Source organism: Enterococcus sp. AMC1252, assembly GCF_058216515.1.
On the sequence record NZ_CM177097.1, the window covers coordinates 1315491 to 1333019 of the forward strand.

Annotated in this window: 20 protein-coding genes; 16 read left to right on the forward strand and 4 right to left on the reverse strand. The window is 35.5% G+C overall.

Annotation, left to right across the window (positions count from 1 at the left end; translation table 11 throughout):
• Positions 1 to 1352 precede the first annotated feature (1352 nt).
• From AC4BB5_RS06115 to AC4BB5_RS06160, 10 genes are all read left to right on the forward strand, one after another.
• Positions 1353 to 1667, forward strand: coding sequence for a TIGR04197 family type VII secretion effector (locus AC4BB5_RS06115; protein ID WP_490458481.1), 315 nt, complete (start codon positions 1353 to 1355; stop codon positions 1665 to 1667).
• Positions 1664 to 2038, forward strand: coding sequence for a DUF3958 family protein (locus AC4BB5_RS06120; protein ID WP_490458482.1), 375 nt, complete (start codon positions 1664 to 1666; stop codon positions 2036 to 2038). The genes AC4BB5_RS06115 and AC4BB5_RS06120 overlap by 4 nt, the downstream gene beginning before the upstream one ends.
• Positions 2028 to 3461, forward strand: a complete 1434-nt coding sequence (locus AC4BB5_RS06125) for a hypothetical protein (RefSeq protein ID WP_490458483.1) — start codon at positions 2028 to 2030, stop codon at positions 3459 to 3461. Before AC4BB5_RS06120 ends, AC4BB5_RS06125 begins: the two co-directional genes overlap by 11 nt.
• Entirely contained in the window at positions 3458 to 4015 is a 558-nt protein-coding gene (locus tag AC4BB5_RS06130) for a hypothetical protein (protein WP_490458484.1), read from the forward strand. Before AC4BB5_RS06125 ends, AC4BB5_RS06130 begins: the two co-directional genes overlap by 4 nt.
• A gap of 87 nt (positions 4016 to 4102) precedes the next feature.
• Positions 4103 to 4294 (forward strand): hypothetical protein, encoded by a 192-nt coding sequence (locus AC4BB5_RS06135; protein ID WP_490458485.1) that lies wholly within the window; start codon positions 4103 to 4105, stop codon positions 4292 to 4294.
• Between the two features lie 634 nt (positions 4295 to 4928).
• Positions 4929 to 5123, forward strand: coding sequence for a hypothetical protein (locus tag AC4BB5_RS06140; protein WP_490458486.1), 195 nt, complete (start codon positions 4929 to 4931; stop codon positions 5121 to 5123).
• The gene (locus AC4BB5_RS06145; RefSeq protein ID WP_490458487.1) at positions 5089 to 5802 is read left to right on the forward strand and encodes a hypothetical protein; all 714 of its coding nucleotides are present in this window, start codon (positions 5089 to 5091) and stop codon (positions 5800 to 5802) included. The genes AC4BB5_RS06140 and AC4BB5_RS06145 overlap by 35 nt, the downstream gene beginning before the upstream one ends.
• Complete coding sequence (locus AC4BB5_RS06150) at positions 5792 to 6337, forward strand: hypothetical protein (RefSeq protein WP_490458488.1); 546 nt, start codon at positions 5792 to 5794, stop codon at positions 6335 to 6337. The genes AC4BB5_RS06145 and AC4BB5_RS06150 overlap by 11 nt, the downstream gene beginning before the upstream one ends.
• Positions 6338 to 6477: 140 nt before the next feature.
• Positions 6478 to 6840, forward strand: a complete 363-nt coding sequence (locus AC4BB5_RS06155; RefSeq protein ID WP_490458489.1) for a hypothetical protein — start codon at positions 6478 to 6480, stop codon at positions 6838 to 6840.
• Positions 6841 to 7065: 225 nt separating this feature from the next.
• Positions 7066 to 7932: a hypothetical protein gene (locus tag AC4BB5_RS06160; RefSeq protein WP_490458490.1), complete on the forward strand. Its 867-nt coding sequence runs from the start codon at positions 7066 to 7068 to the stop codon at positions 7930 to 7932.
• Between the two features lie 770 nt (positions 7933 to 8702).
• Here the strand turns inward: AC4BB5_RS06160 and AC4BB5_RS06165 are convergent.
• Genes AC4BB5_RS06165 through AC4BB5_RS06180 form a run of 4 tightly spaced genes read right to left on the reverse strand, consistent with a single transcriptional unit; the run spans position 8703 to position 11684 of the window.
• Positions 8703 to 9347, reverse strand: a complete 645-nt coding sequence (locus tag AC4BB5_RS06165; RefSeq protein ID WP_490458491.1) for an ECF transporter S component — start codon at positions 9345 to 9347, stop codon at positions 8703 to 8705.
• A gap of 16 nt (positions 9348 to 9363) precedes the next feature.
• Positions 9364 to 9906: a phosphopantothenoylcysteine decarboxylase gene (gene coaC / locus AC4BB5_RS06170; RefSeq protein WP_490459032.1), complete on the reverse strand. Its 543-nt coding sequence runs from the start codon at positions 9904 to 9906 to the stop codon at positions 9364 to 9366.
• Positions 9906 to 10676, reverse strand: a complete 771-nt coding sequence (coaB, locus tag AC4BB5_RS06175) for a phosphopantothenate--cysteine ligase (protein ID WP_490458492.1) — start codon at positions 10674 to 10676, stop codon at positions 9906 to 9908. Before coaB ends, coaC begins: the two co-directional genes overlap by 1 nt.
• A 15-nt stretch (positions 10677 to 10691) precedes the next feature.
• Positions 10692 to 11684, reverse strand: a complete 993-nt coding sequence (locus AC4BB5_RS06180; protein WP_490458493.1) for an oxidoreductase — start codon at positions 11682 to 11684, stop codon at positions 10692 to 10694.
• Between the two features lie 265 nt (positions 11685 to 11949).
• Here AC4BB5_RS06180 and AC4BB5_RS06185 point away from each other — a divergent pair, with 265 nt between their 5' ends.
• The 6 genes from AC4BB5_RS06185 to AC4BB5_RS06210 all read left to right on the forward strand — a co-directional run bounded on the left by AC4BB5_RS06185 (position 11950) and on the right by AC4BB5_RS06210 (position 17242).
• Complete coding sequence (locus AC4BB5_RS06185) at positions 11950 to 12468, forward strand: FUSC family protein (RefSeq protein WP_490458494.1); 519 nt, start codon at positions 11950 to 11952, stop codon at positions 12466 to 12468.
• 193 nt (positions 12469 to 12661) lie between these two features.
• Positions 12662 to 13204: a helix-turn-helix domain-containing protein gene (locus AC4BB5_RS06190; RefSeq protein ID WP_490458495.1), complete on the forward strand. Its 543-nt coding sequence runs from the start codon at positions 12662 to 12664 to the stop codon at positions 13202 to 13204.
• 228 nt (positions 13205 to 13432) lie between these two features.
• On the forward strand, positions 13433 to 14518 hold the full coding sequence (locus tag AC4BB5_RS06195; RefSeq protein ID WP_490458496.1) for an ABC transporter ATP-binding protein: 1086 nt from the start codon (positions 13433 to 13435) through the stop codon (positions 14516 to 14518).
• 11 nt (positions 14519 to 14529) lie between these two features.
• Positions 14530 to 15339 (forward strand): ABC transporter permease, encoded by an 810-nt coding sequence (locus AC4BB5_RS06200; protein ID WP_490458497.1) that lies wholly within the window; start codon positions 14530 to 14532, stop codon positions 15337 to 15339.
• Positions 15336 to 16172, forward strand: coding sequence for an ABC transporter permease (locus tag AC4BB5_RS06205; RefSeq protein WP_490458498.1), 837 nt, complete (start codon positions 15336 to 15338; stop codon positions 16170 to 16172). The genes AC4BB5_RS06200 and AC4BB5_RS06205 overlap by 4 nt, the downstream gene beginning before the upstream one ends.
• Positions 16169 to 17242, forward strand: coding sequence for an ABC transporter substrate-binding protein (locus tag AC4BB5_RS06210; protein WP_490458499.1), 1074 nt, complete (start codon positions 16169 to 16171; stop codon positions 17240 to 17242). Before AC4BB5_RS06205 ends, AC4BB5_RS06210 begins: the two co-directional genes overlap by 4 nt.
• The last annotated feature ends 287 nt before the right edge of the window (positions 17243 to 17529 follow it).

The following is a 17529-nucleotide window of genomic DNA, read 5'->3' on the forward strand; positions in this document are numbered from 1 at the left end:
TAAAACAAAAAACGATACCGAACCTGTCAATACCGTCATCAATCAACTAAACCAAATCCACATGTCACTCCTAAACCACCCTTAATCCCAAGAAATTAACAAAACCAACTAGAATTTCAAAAGAAAATTAGGTACAATAAAGAAGCTAGTGCTTCGGTGCTAGCAAATTGGCAACTTGTGTAGACATGCTTTGGGTGTCTATTCAAGGCTTCATCATTCGGTTGCCGCCAAATGGTGAAGTGCCTTTTTGTTTTATCCAGTTTTTCATCGATTCTTAAAACGTTCCTCCCTTCAAACGTACCCGTAGGACAGAAAAAACGGCATTGAGCAGATGCCCAATACCGTCGACAATAGTCTAATCCCATATACACAACAACCAATCATCACCGAAAAAAGCAAAGATTTCCTAGAAATCTCAAACCATTTTAGGTACAATAAAGAAGCTAGTACAAGTTGCTAGCACTATTGGCAACTTGTTTGGACAGCTTTGGGCGTCTTAACAAGGCTTCGATCGTAAGGTTGCCGCCGAACGATTGAAGTGCCAATTTTTATTTATATGTCTTGAACAGAGGTTGGGGAGAAAACGTCTAGCTCTGAGAACCAAGTAGGTACTGTGCAACATCAACTCATTTTTCGTTGTGTTTGACAGGAATAAGAGGGAATTCACGAAAATGCTCTACAATTTTTTGTGAATTTCAGCTTATTTCCGAAGGAGCTGTTTTTGTACCACCGTTTATTCCAATCTCGATTCTAATTTCTATCCTACACCACATATTATACCGAAAGACCAACCCCCTCGCAACGAGTTTTCAGTCTTGTACGAATTAAATAACACCAAAAAACCTTCTCTTATATATAAGAAAAAATAACAAAACTTTTTTCCATTCCTTTATAAAATTATCCTATAAATGTTCAAACACCAATGACCTAAAATGTTCGCTAATCTATTTCAGTACTTTTTATTTTTAATTATCGCCAAGCAAAAATTATTTTTGACCCTTGAATGAGCATAATAAAGTGAAGTATCCTTTCGAAGAAGTGATGTGTGAAGGAATATCAGAAATACTTGGAATTATTCGACTATTGAAGCGAAAGTTCACTTAACTGTAAAATAGTCAGGGGTTCGTTTTTAGTGAGTGAATATTTTAACAATCAGGTTTATTTCTAAAAAAATAGAAATAAATCTGTTATTTTTTCGTGTTTTTAAAAAAGAGAATGGATGAAGTCCTAGATTTGCAAAATTTTTGCGTCACAAAGAAATATTTGATAACTATAAGGTATGTAAATGTGGCAAAATGGAAATTGGGGAGTTTAGAATTAAAGTGTAAAAATAAGGTAAAGGGGTTTGTACAATGGCAGGAATCAAAAGCAGTCTAACCGTGGCAGGGAGCGTTTCGGCACAATTCAGTCAAGCCGCTAGTGGTTTTTCATCTGTGAACGAAGCAACAAGTATAGCAGAACGCACCACGGTTAGTGGAAATAATAATGCAAAAAATAGTTTAATGAGTATTCATAGTCGTGGACAACGTGTCTCCAATGCGATTGCTCGAGACGGTAATAATATTCATTCAGTAGCACAAGAATTCAGTGTGATCGATCAGAAAATCAAAAAAAGTTTTGATCTACCACTCTTTTCTCCAAATCTTGGAGGTGGCAGTCGTACATGAGTGAAGAAAAAGAACTAAAAATCAATCAAGAACTGAGGCAAGTAAGTATTGATCAAGAGGATAATCGGCGGGAGATTCGAGAACTAGAGGATTTGGAAGCAGATTATTTTTCAATCCATCAACAAGAGCAACGCTATTACCAGGACTTGATCGGTAATAATCAAGGCTCACGCTATACGAGTCATTTTATGGAGCTGGATGACGAAGCGAATCGTTTACACCAATATGAACGCCAACGCTTAGAAGATATGGCAGAACGTTTAGTAAGTGAGGAAGTACAGCTAAGAGATAAAGAAGAGGAATTGTACGCTGAGAGAACGCAGCTATTTTCTGATGGAGACAAAGCGGAGGACCATCGCTATGGGTATTGATTTTTATATAGGCGAAGTAACAGCTCAAAGTGCTGCCGCTAAACAAATGGCAAATGAATATATCCAATTTTGCGGCACGTTAACAGATAGTGTTAATACCTTTATGAGTGCGCCCCTTTCTAGCAAAACCTACGATTCAGCGAAACTTTATTTTTCAGCAGTCTATCCATCTTTGGCAAGTGGGTTTATACTAGCATGTGAAGCCTTAATTGAAGCCCATAGTAAATTCCCAGAAGAGTTTCAATCATCGGTGGATACGTGTGATGTGATCGAAGAACAATTAAAAGCTGAGATAGTCCAAGGACAAGCTTTGTTGCAAAATATAGCTCGTACGATGGATAAAGAGAAAGAACCCAATCCACGCATGGAACAGCGCTATATGGGCGTACAAAGCTCGATTCAAAAGAATGAAGAAAAGCTACAGAAATTATATGAGTTTAATGCAAGCTCACCGAATTTATTTGCGGATTTTGAAATACAATTGGCTAATTTGGATGCAGGATTGGCGGAGGTTGAAAAAGGAGAGGCATGGAATCCGACTTCTGGAACGTTTGAGTTGTCAAGGGTAAGTTTAACTTGGACGAAATCGATTGGGAAAGAGTGGAATAAACGGCAGAAAAAGATTGATGCGAAAGTTGAAGCACACCGTCTAGCCAATCAAGAAATAACTTATACATTTGATGAGTCTGGAAATGTTACAGGTGTTTATGTCGATGGTACATTTGATTCTAAAATGACATTAATGGTGCAAGAAGCAATAGCCACAAATAATTGGAATGGTCTTAAAGGATTAGGTGTTGGTTTAGCCGATAAAATTTACGAGAATTTTGGCTTGACTGGACTAATGGGTGAGAGAACGTTAGATCCGAATGCAGTTGGAACTAAACCATATGCAGTGGGACAACTTATTGGTGACCTTACTTCGCTTGTTGGTGGTGCCACTGAATTTGTTGGTGGTTTTTCATGGTTTGTTGGGGGAAATGGACTTTCATTTGTAGGAGCACCTTTTACTGGTGGAGCGAGTGTTGCATTGAGTCCAGCAGTAACAGCAAGTGGAGCCGCAGCAATGGCTCATGGCTCAGGAACTATTGTGAATGCTTTTGGAAGTATTGGTAGCGGGTACGATGCTTCGAAACATCCAAATGGAGTCTATAAAGATGCTGATTATCATACAGGTAAAGGAAATTCTGTAAAAAGTAAGAAACCTAAAAATGGGCAAGATGCTTTAGATAATTCTCTTCCGCTAAAAGATACAACCAAAAGAAGGATATCACTGAGTAACGATGAGTTTGTTGTTATTGATAGCTCTGGTGATGGCACTTTTCATGGACATGTTCGTACCTGGGATGAACTGAGTCCTAAAATGAAAGCTATTTTGCAAAAAGCTGGATTAGTAAATAAGAAGGGGAAGATTATTAGATGATAACTTTACTAACTTTAAATTTAGCAGATGATAAATATCTACAAATAAATAGTGAAAATAATGGAGAAAAACGCTATTTTCATGATGAAACAACTATAAAATATCTAGATAGCAAGAGAGAGATTATTTTATTTAAAGACTCTTTGCATGAGGGACTTGAATCCTTAAAAAATATGTTATTGCTTTCGTTAAATAATGAATTACCAGTTTCAGAAAAAACTTTTTTAACTGGTGTCGGATATGAATGGAATATCTATTATCATAATTTAGATGAATTTTCTGAAGAAGATCCCACGGAACTGTATAGTCTATGGTCAGTGTCACCAGAAATTGGTAGTGCTTCTTGGATATACAATAGAAATTCACAAATATTTTTTGAAATTAGCCCACAATATTTATGGGATTTTATAGACAGCAATGTAAATGAGGAACAAACCACATTTGAAGAATTTATGGAATCATATATGTTTGACGCACAATTTAGTTTAGACAGAAAAGTTTGTATGGAAATGGTGAAGATTTTAGAGGGACTTTTGAGTACCGTTGAGTTATAGAGTGTAAATATGCTTTTATGGAGTTAAATGAAAGTTCTCTGTATCATTCTAAAAAGAAAATCTTCATGTGTAGGGGACCTTTTGCTAGTGGAGCGACGTTTAGCATTGAGTCCAGTGATAATAGCAATTGGAGCCGCTGCAAAAGGCTCATGGCTCAGAAACTATTGTGAATGCTTTTGGCAGCTTGCTAGATGGTTATCATTTGAGGATAGATTTTATAATAATAAAAATGGAGAATGGGGGAAAGGGAAGTTTGATAATGCCATGGATAATGTTTAAGAACATTTTGAAAAACATGGTGAAGAAGTAGGAGCTTCTAACTTGGAATAATATATGAGAAAAGCTCAAGAATTTGCTAGAACTGTAAAGAAAGGAGTAAAACCTTCACTAGTGCCAGGTATAACAACTGATGTTCTAAGATATCGAAAGAATGGTAAGTACATCGATTAAATTAACTTTACGAATCACAGTAAACTATTTGTTTGAATATTGTTTAGAGAAATGGTTATACATTCTTCTTTTTTATTTATCTGTAAAAACTCTATTGCTAAGACATAGTAAATTCCCAGAAAAGTTTCAATCATCCGTGGATACATATGATGTGATCGAAGAACAATTAAAAAATGGAAACAAATATTTGAAGTAGCTCCATATGAATTTCTATTAAAAACTGACTATGATCTTGAAGCGATGATTTTTATAAGAGAAAATTTTTATAAGAAAGAAGTTCTTAAACAATTAGAAGCTGTTATAGAATTGTGTGCTAGTGCACAATCTACAAATAAAATACTTGTTCATTTTGGTATATAAATTGATGGATGATAGTGAATAATCAGAGGATTTGAATAAGTGTTTTAGAAGGATGTATTCTCATTCTTCTTTTTTATTTTATCTGTAAAACACTATTGCTGAGATGGAAAAAGAGAAAGAGCCCAATCAACGCTTAGAACAGAGTTATATGGGTGTGCAAAGCTCAATTCAAAAAAATGAAGAAAAACTGCAGAACTTATATGAGTTTAATGCAAGTTCTCAAAATTTATTTTCAGAATTTGAAGCACAATTAGCTAATTTAGATGCAGGTTTGGCAGAAAAAATTAGATACGATTAGAAATGCAGAGATGCAAAAAGAAATCGGAAAATTAGATGGCTATGAAATAGTTTGTATTGATAATGGTAGAACTAAATCTTGGTATATTAAGAAAAACGGGAAGTGGATTTATCCAGGTGATGAACCTGGAGTGTACGGTATACTAAATCAGTGTAAAGACTATTTGAGGAGTGATCAATATAGGGTAACACAACCAAAAATTGTTCGTAATGTTGCGCCCTTAGCGATTCCGGGCGGCCCTGTTCTAGAAAATTTACTTAATGCTGCAAAGGTAACTGCAGGCGCAGCAGCAACGATTGTCGTTGGAAAAGGGATTTTAGATCAGATAAAGAATGCACCTTCTTTGCAGGCGAGTGAACAAAAAGAAGAAAAGAAAGCCAAAGATTTTGAAAAAGAAATAGTTAATTTATATCCTAACGAACGAGTTGCGAAAGTTAGGGAAAAAGCCGATGAAATTGCAGAAGAAAATGGTTGGAATAGAAACAGAGAGTTGGAAAAATTAAATCCTGGTAGAAGAATTTATACAGATGAAAATGGAGAGCACCATTCCTTGGATACACAACATGGACGCTTTGAAAAGTGTAATAAACGTGGAAAACATCAAGGAGAAGAAAATATAGATTTAGATCATACGAAACCGGCAGATAAATCAAGGGGGCATGATATTCGTGTTAAGTAATAGGATAGAAAACATTAAACAAAAATATTATATAGAAAAAAATTTGAATGACTATAAAGAAAAATGTGGAAAAGTAATTGAACTCCCAAAAGAAATTAAGCAGTTCTGTAAAGAGAATAATATTGAAATTCAACCTTTTTCACCAGAAAATGAACCTTCAATGACATGGTATTTTAAATTCAGCCAATATGTTGAAGAAAATTTTTCAGTAACGTATAATACAAAATTTGAATTATCAAAATTAGAAAATATTTGTTCTTTGATACATTATGCTGAGATTCCTAATAGAGATCCTGAACGAATGGATCCTAAGTTTCTTGTTGATGCGGAAGATGGATTTTGTTTCTCGCAAATAAATTTGGAAGAAGCTATTTTTTCAGCATTGAAAGATTTGGATAGATTATATTTAATGGATAATTTTAGAGAGGTTTCCGATTTAGTTTTCTCAGAGGATGTTACTTTATTTGGTCCGGTTGTAACGTACTTTGATTTAGCTTTCCGTGACATGATTGAGGATATTCATTTGAAAAAATAATGAATAGAAATGAAGAAAAGGAACTACTGTAAATCGTGGAGGAGGTAGAGTAATATATGAAAAGGATAAAAATGGGAATATAAAACTTAAAGATGTCATTACTGGACATAAATACTGAGAAAAGAGGAAGATGATTTAATATGAGAATGAAACATGTACTGTTAGAAATGTTTTTTGATGATAATTTAAATTTAGAAAAGATACTGGATGACAGTAATTCGTTTGAAGATTTAGTTAGCAGTGGAATTAGTTTCACTTATGCGGACTATGAACTTGCGTATGCAGGAAAGAATGGGATCGTACATACTCTGGATGATTTTGTAGGATTTGGTGGGGATATGGATATTGAACCAGAAACAGAAAACTATGAAGCGATTAGAGAAGAACTAATTAAAAAATGGGAATTAGTTTGTCAAAAAAAAATCAAAGAAGCAGTGGATGAATATTTAGAAGTAAAAAGGCATTTTCTTCAAGAAAAAGGAATAAAAGACGAGATAGAATAAATAGTTCAATGAGTAGATTATTTCTAGGTTCGATCCTTGAAATCTTTTCGGTAGTTTGTTAATTATTTCGATTAAGGAGAATTAATGCTAAATAATTTTTTAAAAGAACGGATTCTCGTGCTTCTATTTTTGTGTTACTTTGATTATTAGTGTCTGTTGTGGAAAAATATCGCACGCACGATGGATAAAGAAAAATAACCCAACCAACGCATGGAACAGCGCTATATGGGCGTACAAAGCTCGATTCAAAAGAATGAAGAAAAGCTACAGAAATTATATGAGTTTAATGCAAGCTCACCGAATTTATTTGCGGATTTTGAAGCACAATTGGCTAATTTAGATGCAGGATTTGCGGAGGTTGAAAAAGGAGAGGCATGGAATCCGACATCAGGAACATTTGAAGTGTCTAGGATGAATCTGTCTTGGACAAAGCCGATTGGTAGAGCTTGGGATAAACGGCAGAAGAAGATTGATGCGAAAGTAAAAGCGCACCGTCTAGCCAATCAAGAAATAACCTATACATTTGATGAATTTGGGAATGTTACAGGTGTTTATGTCGATGGTACGTTCGATCCTAAAATGACATTAATGGTGCAAGAAGCAATAGCGACAAATAATTGGAATGGACTTAAAGCACTAGGTGTTGGTTTAGCAGATAAGATTTATGAAAATTTTGGGTTAAGTGGAATAATGGGCGAAAGAACATTAGATCCAAATGCAGTAGGAACTAAGCCATACGCAGTGGGGCAACTTATCGGTGACCTTACTTCGCTTGTTGGTGGTTTTTCATGGTTTGTTGGAGGAAATGGACTTTCATTTGTAGGAGCACCATTTACTGGTGGAGCGACTTTAGCATTGAGTCCAGTTGTAACAGCAAGTGGAGCTGCAGCAATGGCTCATGGATCAGGAACTATTGTGAATGCCTTTGGAAGTATTAGTAGCGGGTACGATGCTTCGAAACATCCAAATGGAGTTTATAAAGATGCTCCGTACCATTCCAATAAAGGTAATTCTGTTAAAAGTAAAAAACCAAAAAATGGACAAACAGCATTGGATAACTCTCTTCCAATTGATGAAAATAATACTCCATGAAGAATCGGAATAAGCGATGGAGAATTTGTTGTTCTGGATAAAACAGTTGATGTGTTGTTCCATGGTCATGTAAGAACATGGAAGGAACTTAGTAATGAGATGCAAGCAATTCTTAGAAAAGCTAAACTAGTTAATAAGAAGGGGAAGATTTTATAATGCAAATGAAAAAAAATATGCACTATCTTCAACTAAGCAAATAGTTTAAAAATTGATCATTCAAAATTTCCTAAGGGCATCGGTTATGAATGGGTAGTTATTTCTCATGCAATTGCGGAGGAAGAGATAGAATTAGAAGATATAACAAGTCCTTACAGATTATGGACTACTCCAAGCTATTTAGCTAGATCTACATGGATATATAATGATGGGGAAAAAAGTTATATTGAAATCAGCCCAGAATATCGTTGGGATTATAATGATCCTGAGGAAGGGGAATGTTTTGAATCTTTTGATTCTTTCGTAGAAAGATACGATTGTTTAGAAAACATTGAAATAGATAAAGAAATTTTAGAGGAAATTCTAAATGAAATAGAAGAAGTAGCAAAGAAAATATATTATTAGTTAAATTTATAAAAGTTTTACAAATCATTTACTGACTTTAAGTTTTATCTTTTTTAATCTATTATTCTAGATACCAAATGAAGTACAAAAAAAATTTAGTGTTGAATAGTTGCATAATTGAAAATGATTTTGTATTTTGAAGCAAATGAGTATAAAAGAGCGTATAAATCAAACTGATGTAGGAGTTTGATTTATACGCTCTTTTACCCTCACAATTTCTGTGTAGCATTCTTTTTCACTAATCGCAATAATACAGAAGCGACACCAACCGTTGCAACTGCCGCAACAATTGCTTCAACCACACCGCTAGTGAAAATAACCGTCAAAATACCAGTATAAATCGCTGTACCACTGACACCAATACTTTGCGCATAAGAATCTTTAAATAAAAAATAAATCAAATTCATCACGAGAATTGTATTCGTTGCGGATCCTAGAAAACCTGCAATAAACAAACTAAAAGGTTGTGAACTGGGTTTATTTTTTGTGACTTTTTTTAATCCCATAAAGACAAAATAAGGAACGACCCCAATTAAAATCCGTGGAACAATCGCAACAATAATCGCTTTCCAACTTCCTTGGTCGGTTCCGATTACAGGAATAAAAGGAGAGAAAACAAAAGACAATGGTGATAAGACAATCGTACTACGAATCATACTGATGATCCCAAAGACGCCGCCTAAAAACGCACCGATTCTTGGACCTAAGACAATCGAAGCGATAATCACTGGGATATGCATCGTTGTCGCATTAATTGGCCCGATTGGAATAAACCCTAAAAATGGCACGGCCGATAATAAAATTAGGATCGCTAAAAACATAGCTGTTAGTGTAAATGTTTTTGTATTTTTCATAAATGACTCCTCAAAATTATTTCGCTAAAATGTCATTGATCTTAGCGACAATCTCTTCAACTGTTGCAAGGGCACCGCGCCCAAAATCACCACAAGCTAATAACGCTTCACGGGGATCAATCTCTTGATAGCCTACTTCTTTTAGTGTTGCTAAATTTCGTTGCATGATCGGATTTTGATACATATAGGTATTCATTGCAGGGGCAATAACTTTTGGGACTTCTTCTTTTAAGGCTAAGGCAACGGTTGAAAGCATATCATCCGCGATGCCATTTGCTAATTTCCCTATAATATTAGCAGAAGCTGGAGCCACTAGGAAAAGATCTGCCTTTTTGGCTAATTCAATATGGTTAATCTTATCAGGTGAGATTTCTTCCATGACATCTGTATGCACTGGATTTTTAGATAACGACTGCAATGTCAACGGGGTGATAAATTTGGTGCTGTTAGTTGTCATAATGACTTCGACATTGTAGCCCAATTTAGTGAATTGGCTTGTTAAGTCTGCTGCTTTATACGCAGAGATACTGCCGGAAACACCTAATAAGATAGTTTTCATCATTGGTTCCTCCATTTTTCTTCAACTTTAGAAACAATCAGTTGAGCAATCTCGTTTTTGGTTTGAGCTGTTTCAGTTTGTCCGTTGGCTGCAATCAAGATTCCTTGATGTTGGTCGCCGTGAATTGCTTCAAGATCATTTGCGAGTACAAAGTCACATTTGTTTTTTGCTAGAATCGATTGACCAACCTGAATCAATTCTTTAGTAGAAACGCCTACTAAAAGCTTAAAACCAACAAGAACGGCTTGCGGTTGTTTTTCCCGCAGCATTGCAATTATTTTAGGGTTTTTCTTCAAAAAAAGCAAGAGACGATCTGTTCCAGAAGGAATCTTTTTTTCTTGTTGAATGGTTTGCCCAATTTCATCCAAACTTTGATAAAGAGCTTCGGTCAAGTTGGTTAAATTGGATAAATCGCCATCTTTTACTAGTGTAGCCGCAAGTTTTTCGATAAAAGTTTCTTCTGATAACGTTGTTTCAGTTGTGAAATCACTGACGGCCATACTGTGAATGATTCCGTCAAATGCTTGATGTTCAAATTGATGAAGTAAAGCCAACTCCAAGTCTCTTGTTGTTTCGATTTCGATTAGGGTTAAATTTGAATCATTAATAGGTCTTACAGCTTGGGGTGTTGTTACATAGGTAACATGGTGCCCTTGGGCTAAAAAGGTTTCACCGATTGCTTTTCCTAGGCGTCCAGTCGAATGATTGGTGATAGAACGGACATTGTCGATTTTCTCTGATGTTCCTCCTGCTGTGATTAAAATATTCATTTAAGCGTTGCTCCTTTAATTAAGTTTAATGATCGTTCGTCCAATATGTGTACCTGCTTGTAGCTGATCTAACGTTTGCGGTAGTTCTTGTAAGGAAATTTCATTGACTAGTTCATGACGACTAACATTCAAGTCAGTGGCTAAACGATGCCAGATTGCTAAACGCTGTTTCATTGGTACATTGACTGAATCGATGCCTAATAGATTTATGCCTCTTAAGATAAAAGGTAAAACGGTTGTGTGCAATTTGATGCCCGCAGCGTTTCCACAGATAGCGATACTACCATCATAGCTAAGTTGAGGTAGCAGAGCAGCTGTTATGTCACCACCCACAGTATCAATAGCAAAATCAATTGTTTGTTTCGCTAATGCTTTGATTTTTTCTGGCATAAATTCATCTAATAAAAGCACATCAGTCGCACCAATTTTCTTCAAAGAATCGATCGCTGATTTTTTTCGACTTAATGCTACGATATTTTTATACCCTAGTTGTTTTAACATCCCAATCGCTAAACTTCCAACACCACCAGATGCGCCAGAGACTAAAATAGTTGCTTCTTTATTTTGAGCGAGTCCATTATTTTCTAGCGCTTGAACAGACAATGCCGCAGTAAAACCAGCAGTTCCAAAAATCATTGCCTCTTTTAAGGTTAATTCATCTGGTAAAGGAACGATCCAATCGCCATGAACTCGAGCGATTTCAGCGAACCCTCCTGTATGCGTGACACCTAAACCATACCCTGTTACTAAAACCTTTTGTCCTTCTTTAAATCGATCATCATGAGAAGTCAAGACAGTCCCGCTTAAATCAATTCCAGGAATCATTGGGTAATTACGTATAACACCACCATTTTCTTTTACAGCAAGTGAATCTTTATAATTGACTGAAGAGTAGGCTACTTGAATGCAAACCTCTCCATCAGATAAATCCGTAAGGGCAATTTTTTCGATTGTTGTCGTGACTTTTTGATCCTCTTCTTTGACACGAAATGCAGAAAACAACTCCATAAATATCCTCCTTTTAGTATAGGTCGTAATGATTAATCTGTTGCATTTTTTATCTTATTTCAAAAAAACAGATCGAGACCAAACGATTTTAGTTTTATTGTTACTATCATAACATATTCTCTTTTTATCTTTAGTAAATTCTTCTTGAAGACCCCTTCTTAATAGAAGAAAAATAGGTTAGAATAGAAAATGAGATTTTTAACTAGACAATAAGAAAAAATAATGACTAAACGTCTTTGCTAGACAGTGAAAGGAATTCAGTTTGTTGAAATTTAAGATTGGTATGCGTACGTTCAAAACAGGGTTAAGTGTCTTTTTTTGTATTTTAGTCAGTATTTTATTAAAACGAGAAACCTATGTAGTTGCTGCTATTACAACGGTTTTTACGTTGAGAGAAGATATGGAGAATACACTAAAATATGGCAAACATCGAATCATCGGAAATGTGATGGGGGCGATCATGTCGATTGCTGTGATTGCTGTCTTCAATTGGTTAGGCAGAACAGAGCTTGTACAGTTGATTTTTATTCCAGTGATTATCACATTAATGATTGCTTTATTGGCAAGCCTAGGTTACCACGAAGGAACGGTTGGCGCATGTGCCACCTTGTTGACGATTGTATTTATGATTCCAGCAGATCAGTCATATGGCTACGCATTTGCTAGAGTAGTAGACAGTTTTATCGGTATGGGAATTGCCTTGTTAGTGAATTATTTGATCCCATTGAAAATTGGTAAAAAAAGAATTGTGAGACTTATAAAGAATGAGGAAGTGTCTGAATAACAGATGCTTTTTTATTTTGTTAAAATCCCTCAATCGGTGCTAGTATAAAAGTATGAGATGAAACTAAAAAAATAAAACTTTATTACTAAAATTTGTTGCTATTTTTTGAAAAATTCGTATACTAGAAAAGGTAAAATTAAACTTGTAGTTTAGTAGGAGCAAACTTTTAAATAAATTGAAATGGGGTGGTTAGATGGAAATTGGTGAGAAGCTGCGGAATTTACGTGTACAGAAAAACCTAACACAAGAAGAATTAGGCGAGCGAACTGATTTGACAAAAGGCTATATTTCTCAGTTGGAGCGTGATTTGAGTTCGCCTTCAATGGAGACGTTTTTTAATATTCTAGAAGTGTTAGGCATCACACCAGAACAATTTTTTAGTGAAGGAACGTTGGCGCAAAAAATTGTTTATAAAGATGAAGACAGCACGCTTTATTATGATGAAGAAAATGGCTATGAGTTAAAATGGCTGATTCCAGAATCAAATGAAAAGGAAATGGAGCCCATCATTTTGACTTTTGATAAGAATGGTCAGTATAAGACCTTTGAACCTTCGTTATCTGAAACGTTTATTTATGTGATTGATGGTTCCGTGTCGTTGTTATTAGGTGAAACAACCTACTCTGCCAAAAAAGGTGAGGCCATGTATTACCAAGCAACAGAACGTCATCAGCTGACCAATCACTCAAAAGGGAAAAGCAGGGTGTTGATCGTTGCGACAGAGTCTTATTTATAACAATTAGTTCCATGGGCTAGCTCTTCGGAAAAAAGATAAATTATAAATGAGGCAAAAAGCACCTCAGTTATAATTTCCTATTTTTCAGTCAGAGCTGAACAAGCCCATTGCTTTGAAACACAGTGAATAAAATGAGCTGATGTTGAAAAGTACAAGGTGAAGCGAAGCGGAACGTTGTTACAGTGTAAAATAAACCCAGTACAATTTTAATAGAGGAGGTATCAGCGGGTGAAAAAAAATATTATTACGTTTGAAAACGTCGTGAAACAATATGATGATGAAAAAGTCCTAAAAAATGTTAGTTTTGAGATCGAGCAAGGGAAGTTTTATACATTGCTAGGACCTTCTGGCTGTGGGAAAACAACAATTTTACGAATTTTAGCTGGTTTTGCAGATGCAACTGAAGGGGATATTTATTTTGATGGACAAAGAATCAATGATATTCCAGCCAATAAGCGTCAAGTGAATACTGTGTTTCAAGATTATGCTTTGTTTCCTCATATGAATGTGTTTGACAATGTAGCATTTGGGTTGAAAATTAAAAAAATACAAAAAAAAGAAATTGAAAAAAAAGTGAAAGATGCTTTGCGAATGGTTCAGTTGCCAGGATATGAAACGCGTGAAATCAGTGAAATGTCCGGTGGTCAACGTCAGCGTGTAGCGATTGCACGTGCGATCGTTAATGAACCCAAAGTCTTGCTATTAGATGAGCCATTATCTGCTTTGGATTTGAAATTGCGAACGGATATGCAGTATGAACTGCGAGAACTACAACAACGGTTAGGGATCACGTTTATTTTTGTTACTCATGATCAAGAAGAAGCGTTAGCGATGAGTGATGAAATATTTGTCATGAACAAAGGACACATCGTGCAAAGCGGTACGCCTGTAGATATCTATGACGAACCAATCAATCATTTCGTGGCGGACTTTGTGGGAGAAAGCAATATCGTTAACGGCACGATGATCGAAGATAATTTAGTTGAATTTGTTGGGAAACGTTTTGAATGTGTGGACGGTGGGATGCGTCAAAATGAATCAGTAGAAATAATGTTGCGTCCAGAAGATTTAACGATTACGACAGCAGATAAAGGAAAATTAGTTGTAACGGTTGATACGCAATTATTTCGTGGCGTGCACTATGAAATCATCTGCCATGATGAAGACCACAATGAGTGGATGGTCCATTCAACAAGAAAAGCGACAGAAGGTACTAAAGTAGGTCTCTTTTTTGAGCCAGAAGATATCCATGTCATGCGTTTCAATGAATCAGAAGAAGATTTTGATGCTCGTTTAGAAAGCTACGAAGAATAGGAGGAGTAATAATGAAAACAATGCGTCGGATTTATTCGATTCCTTATATGATGTGGCTGTTATTATTTGTGATTGCGCCAGTTTTGATGATTATCTATCAGTCTTTCTTTGATATGAACGGACAGTTCACTTTGGCCAATTACCAAACGTACTTTACTTCTGGTACTTATTTGAGTATGACCTTGAATTCGGTCTGGTATGCTTTTTTGATTACGTTATTTACGTTTTTGATCAGTTATCCGACAGCTTACTTTTTAACGAAGTTAAAACATAAACAATTATGGTTGATGTTAGTGATTTTACCGACTTGGGTGAACTTGTTGTTGAAAGCTTATGCTTTTATTGGGATTTTTAGTATACATGGTAATGTGAACCAGTTTTTAAGTTTTCTTGGGATTGGTCCGCACCAAATTTTGTTTACGGATTTTAGTTTTCTATTCGTGGCAACTTATATTGAAATTCCCTTTATGATTTTGCCGATTTTTAACGCGTTAGAAGAGCTGAATCCTTCTTTGATCAGTGCTAGTCGTGATCTTGGTGCCAATAGTGTTGAAACGTTTCAGCGTGTGATTTTCCCACTATCTTTGAATGGTGTAAAAAGTGGTGTTCAAGCAGTCTTTATTCCATCACTATCATTATTCATGTTGACTCGTCTGATTGGTGGAAACCGAGTGATCACATTAGGAACAGCTATTGAAGAGCATTTTATGGTAACACAAAATTGGGGCATGGGTTCAACGATCGGTGTGATTTTGATTGTTGCGATGTTTATCGTAATGTTGTTGACGGGTGAGAAGAAGAAAAAGGGGCGGGTGAAATGACAAAGAAAAAATTTAAGTGGTCGTATGTGTATTTGATCATTGTTTTTGCTTTATTGTATGCGCCAATTTTCTATCTGATTTTCTATTCATTCAATGATACAGATACGATGAATAGATTTACGGGGTTTACTCTTGCAAATTATACAGCGGTCTTTGAGGATACACGCTTGTTAATCATCGTGTTGAATACTTTTTTGTTGGCTTTTTTGTCGGCGTTGTTAGCTACGATCATCGGTACATTTGGTGCAATGGGCATTTATTACACAAGACGTAGAAAAACTAGGACAACGTTGATGAGTTTCAATAATATTTTACTTGTGTCTCCTGATGTTATTATTGGTGCTAGTTTCTTGATCTTTTTTACAGCAGTTGGTTTTATCAGCTTAGGATTTACCAGTGTACTATTGTCTCACATTGCCTTTAGTATTCCAATCGTCGTCCTGATGGTACTGCCAAAATTGCAGGAAATGAATGACTCGATGGTAGATGCAGCTCGTGATCTTGGTGCCAATAATGTACAGGTGATCAAGAATATTATTTTACCGTTTTTATCACCAGGTATCATCGCAGGCTATTTTATGGCATTTACTTATTCGTTGGATGATTTTGCTGTAACCTTTTTTGTTACAGGAAATGGGTTTTCAACTCTATCCGTTGAAATTTATTCTAGAGCAAGACAAGGAATCAGTTTAGAAATCAATGCGTTAAGTGCGTTAGTTTTTATTTTCTCTATGATTTTAGTGATCGGTTACTATTTTATCAGCCAAGATAATACGTCGAAACGGATGAAAAAACTGCGTCGTGAACAAAGTGAGGTGGCGAATCTTAAATGAAAAAACTACAATCTTTGCTTATTGGCATTTTAGCGATCATTTTGATTTTATTTTTTGGGGTTCGTCAATTAGAAAAGGCTAGCGGTATGGCTGGTGCTGATACTTTGACGATTTATAATTGGGGTGATTATATTGATCCTGATTTATTACGTAAATTTGAAAAGGAGTCGGGGTACAAAGTCAATTACGAGACATTTGACTCAAATGAAGCGATGTTTACAAAAATTCAGCAAGGGGGTACGGCGTATGATATCACGATTCCTTCTGAATATATGATCCAAAAAATGATGAAAGAAAAAATGCTATTGCCAATCGATCATAAGAAGCTCAAAGGCTTAGAAAATATCGATGAACGCTTTTTAAATTTAGATTTTGATCCGCAAAATAACTATTCGATTCCTTATTTTTGGGGAACATTAGGGATCATCTACAATGATAAATTTATCGGAAAAGATCAAATCAAGCATTGGGACGATTTGTGGAAACCAGAATTGAAAGATAATGTGATGTTGATTGATGGTGCTCGTGAAGTAATGGGCCTGTCCTTAAACAGCTTGGGGTATTCTTTGAACAGCAAAAATAATCAAGAGTTACGTAGAGCAACGGATAAACTAAACAAACTAACAACGAATGTGAAAGCAATCGTTGCAGATGAAATTAAAATGTACATGATCAACGAAGAAAGTGCAGCTGCTGTAACATTTTCTGGTGAAGCAGCTGAAATGCTTGATGGCAATGAACATCTGCATTATGTGATTCCATCAGAAGGATCTAATCTGTGGTTTGATAACATCGTAATTCCTAAAACAGCGAAAAATATTAAAGGCTCCTATGAATTTATTAATTTCATGTTGCGCCCTGAAAATGCTGCTCAAAATGCAGAATACATTGGGTATTCCACACCAAATAAAATAGCTAAAAAATTACTACCTAAGGAAATTTCTAGTGATGAACAGTTTTATCCAAGTGATGAAGTGATTAAGCATTTAGAAGTTTATGAAGATTTAGGGGCGAAATATTTGGGGATTTATAATGACTTGTTTCTTGAGTTTAAGATGTATCGTAAATAGTGGCAAAACTCAGTGAGAATGGCGTTAAATCAACAACCTAAAAGAAGAATAAGCCCGCTTTTTCACTGTCAGTTTTCCAAAATTCTACCAAAAATGTCTAAATTTCGTGTTATTTAACGTTTTCTACCAGAAAATTCTACCAGAGCGAAACCCGGTTGTTTCCTTGATAAACCAACGTTTCTAGCATATGTTTTAGGTGGGGGAATTTTATTGGAATGAAAAATATTTATTTTCTGGTAGAAATTATCCAGTAACAAAAATAAAGCTCGTTATACAAAATTGGCGAG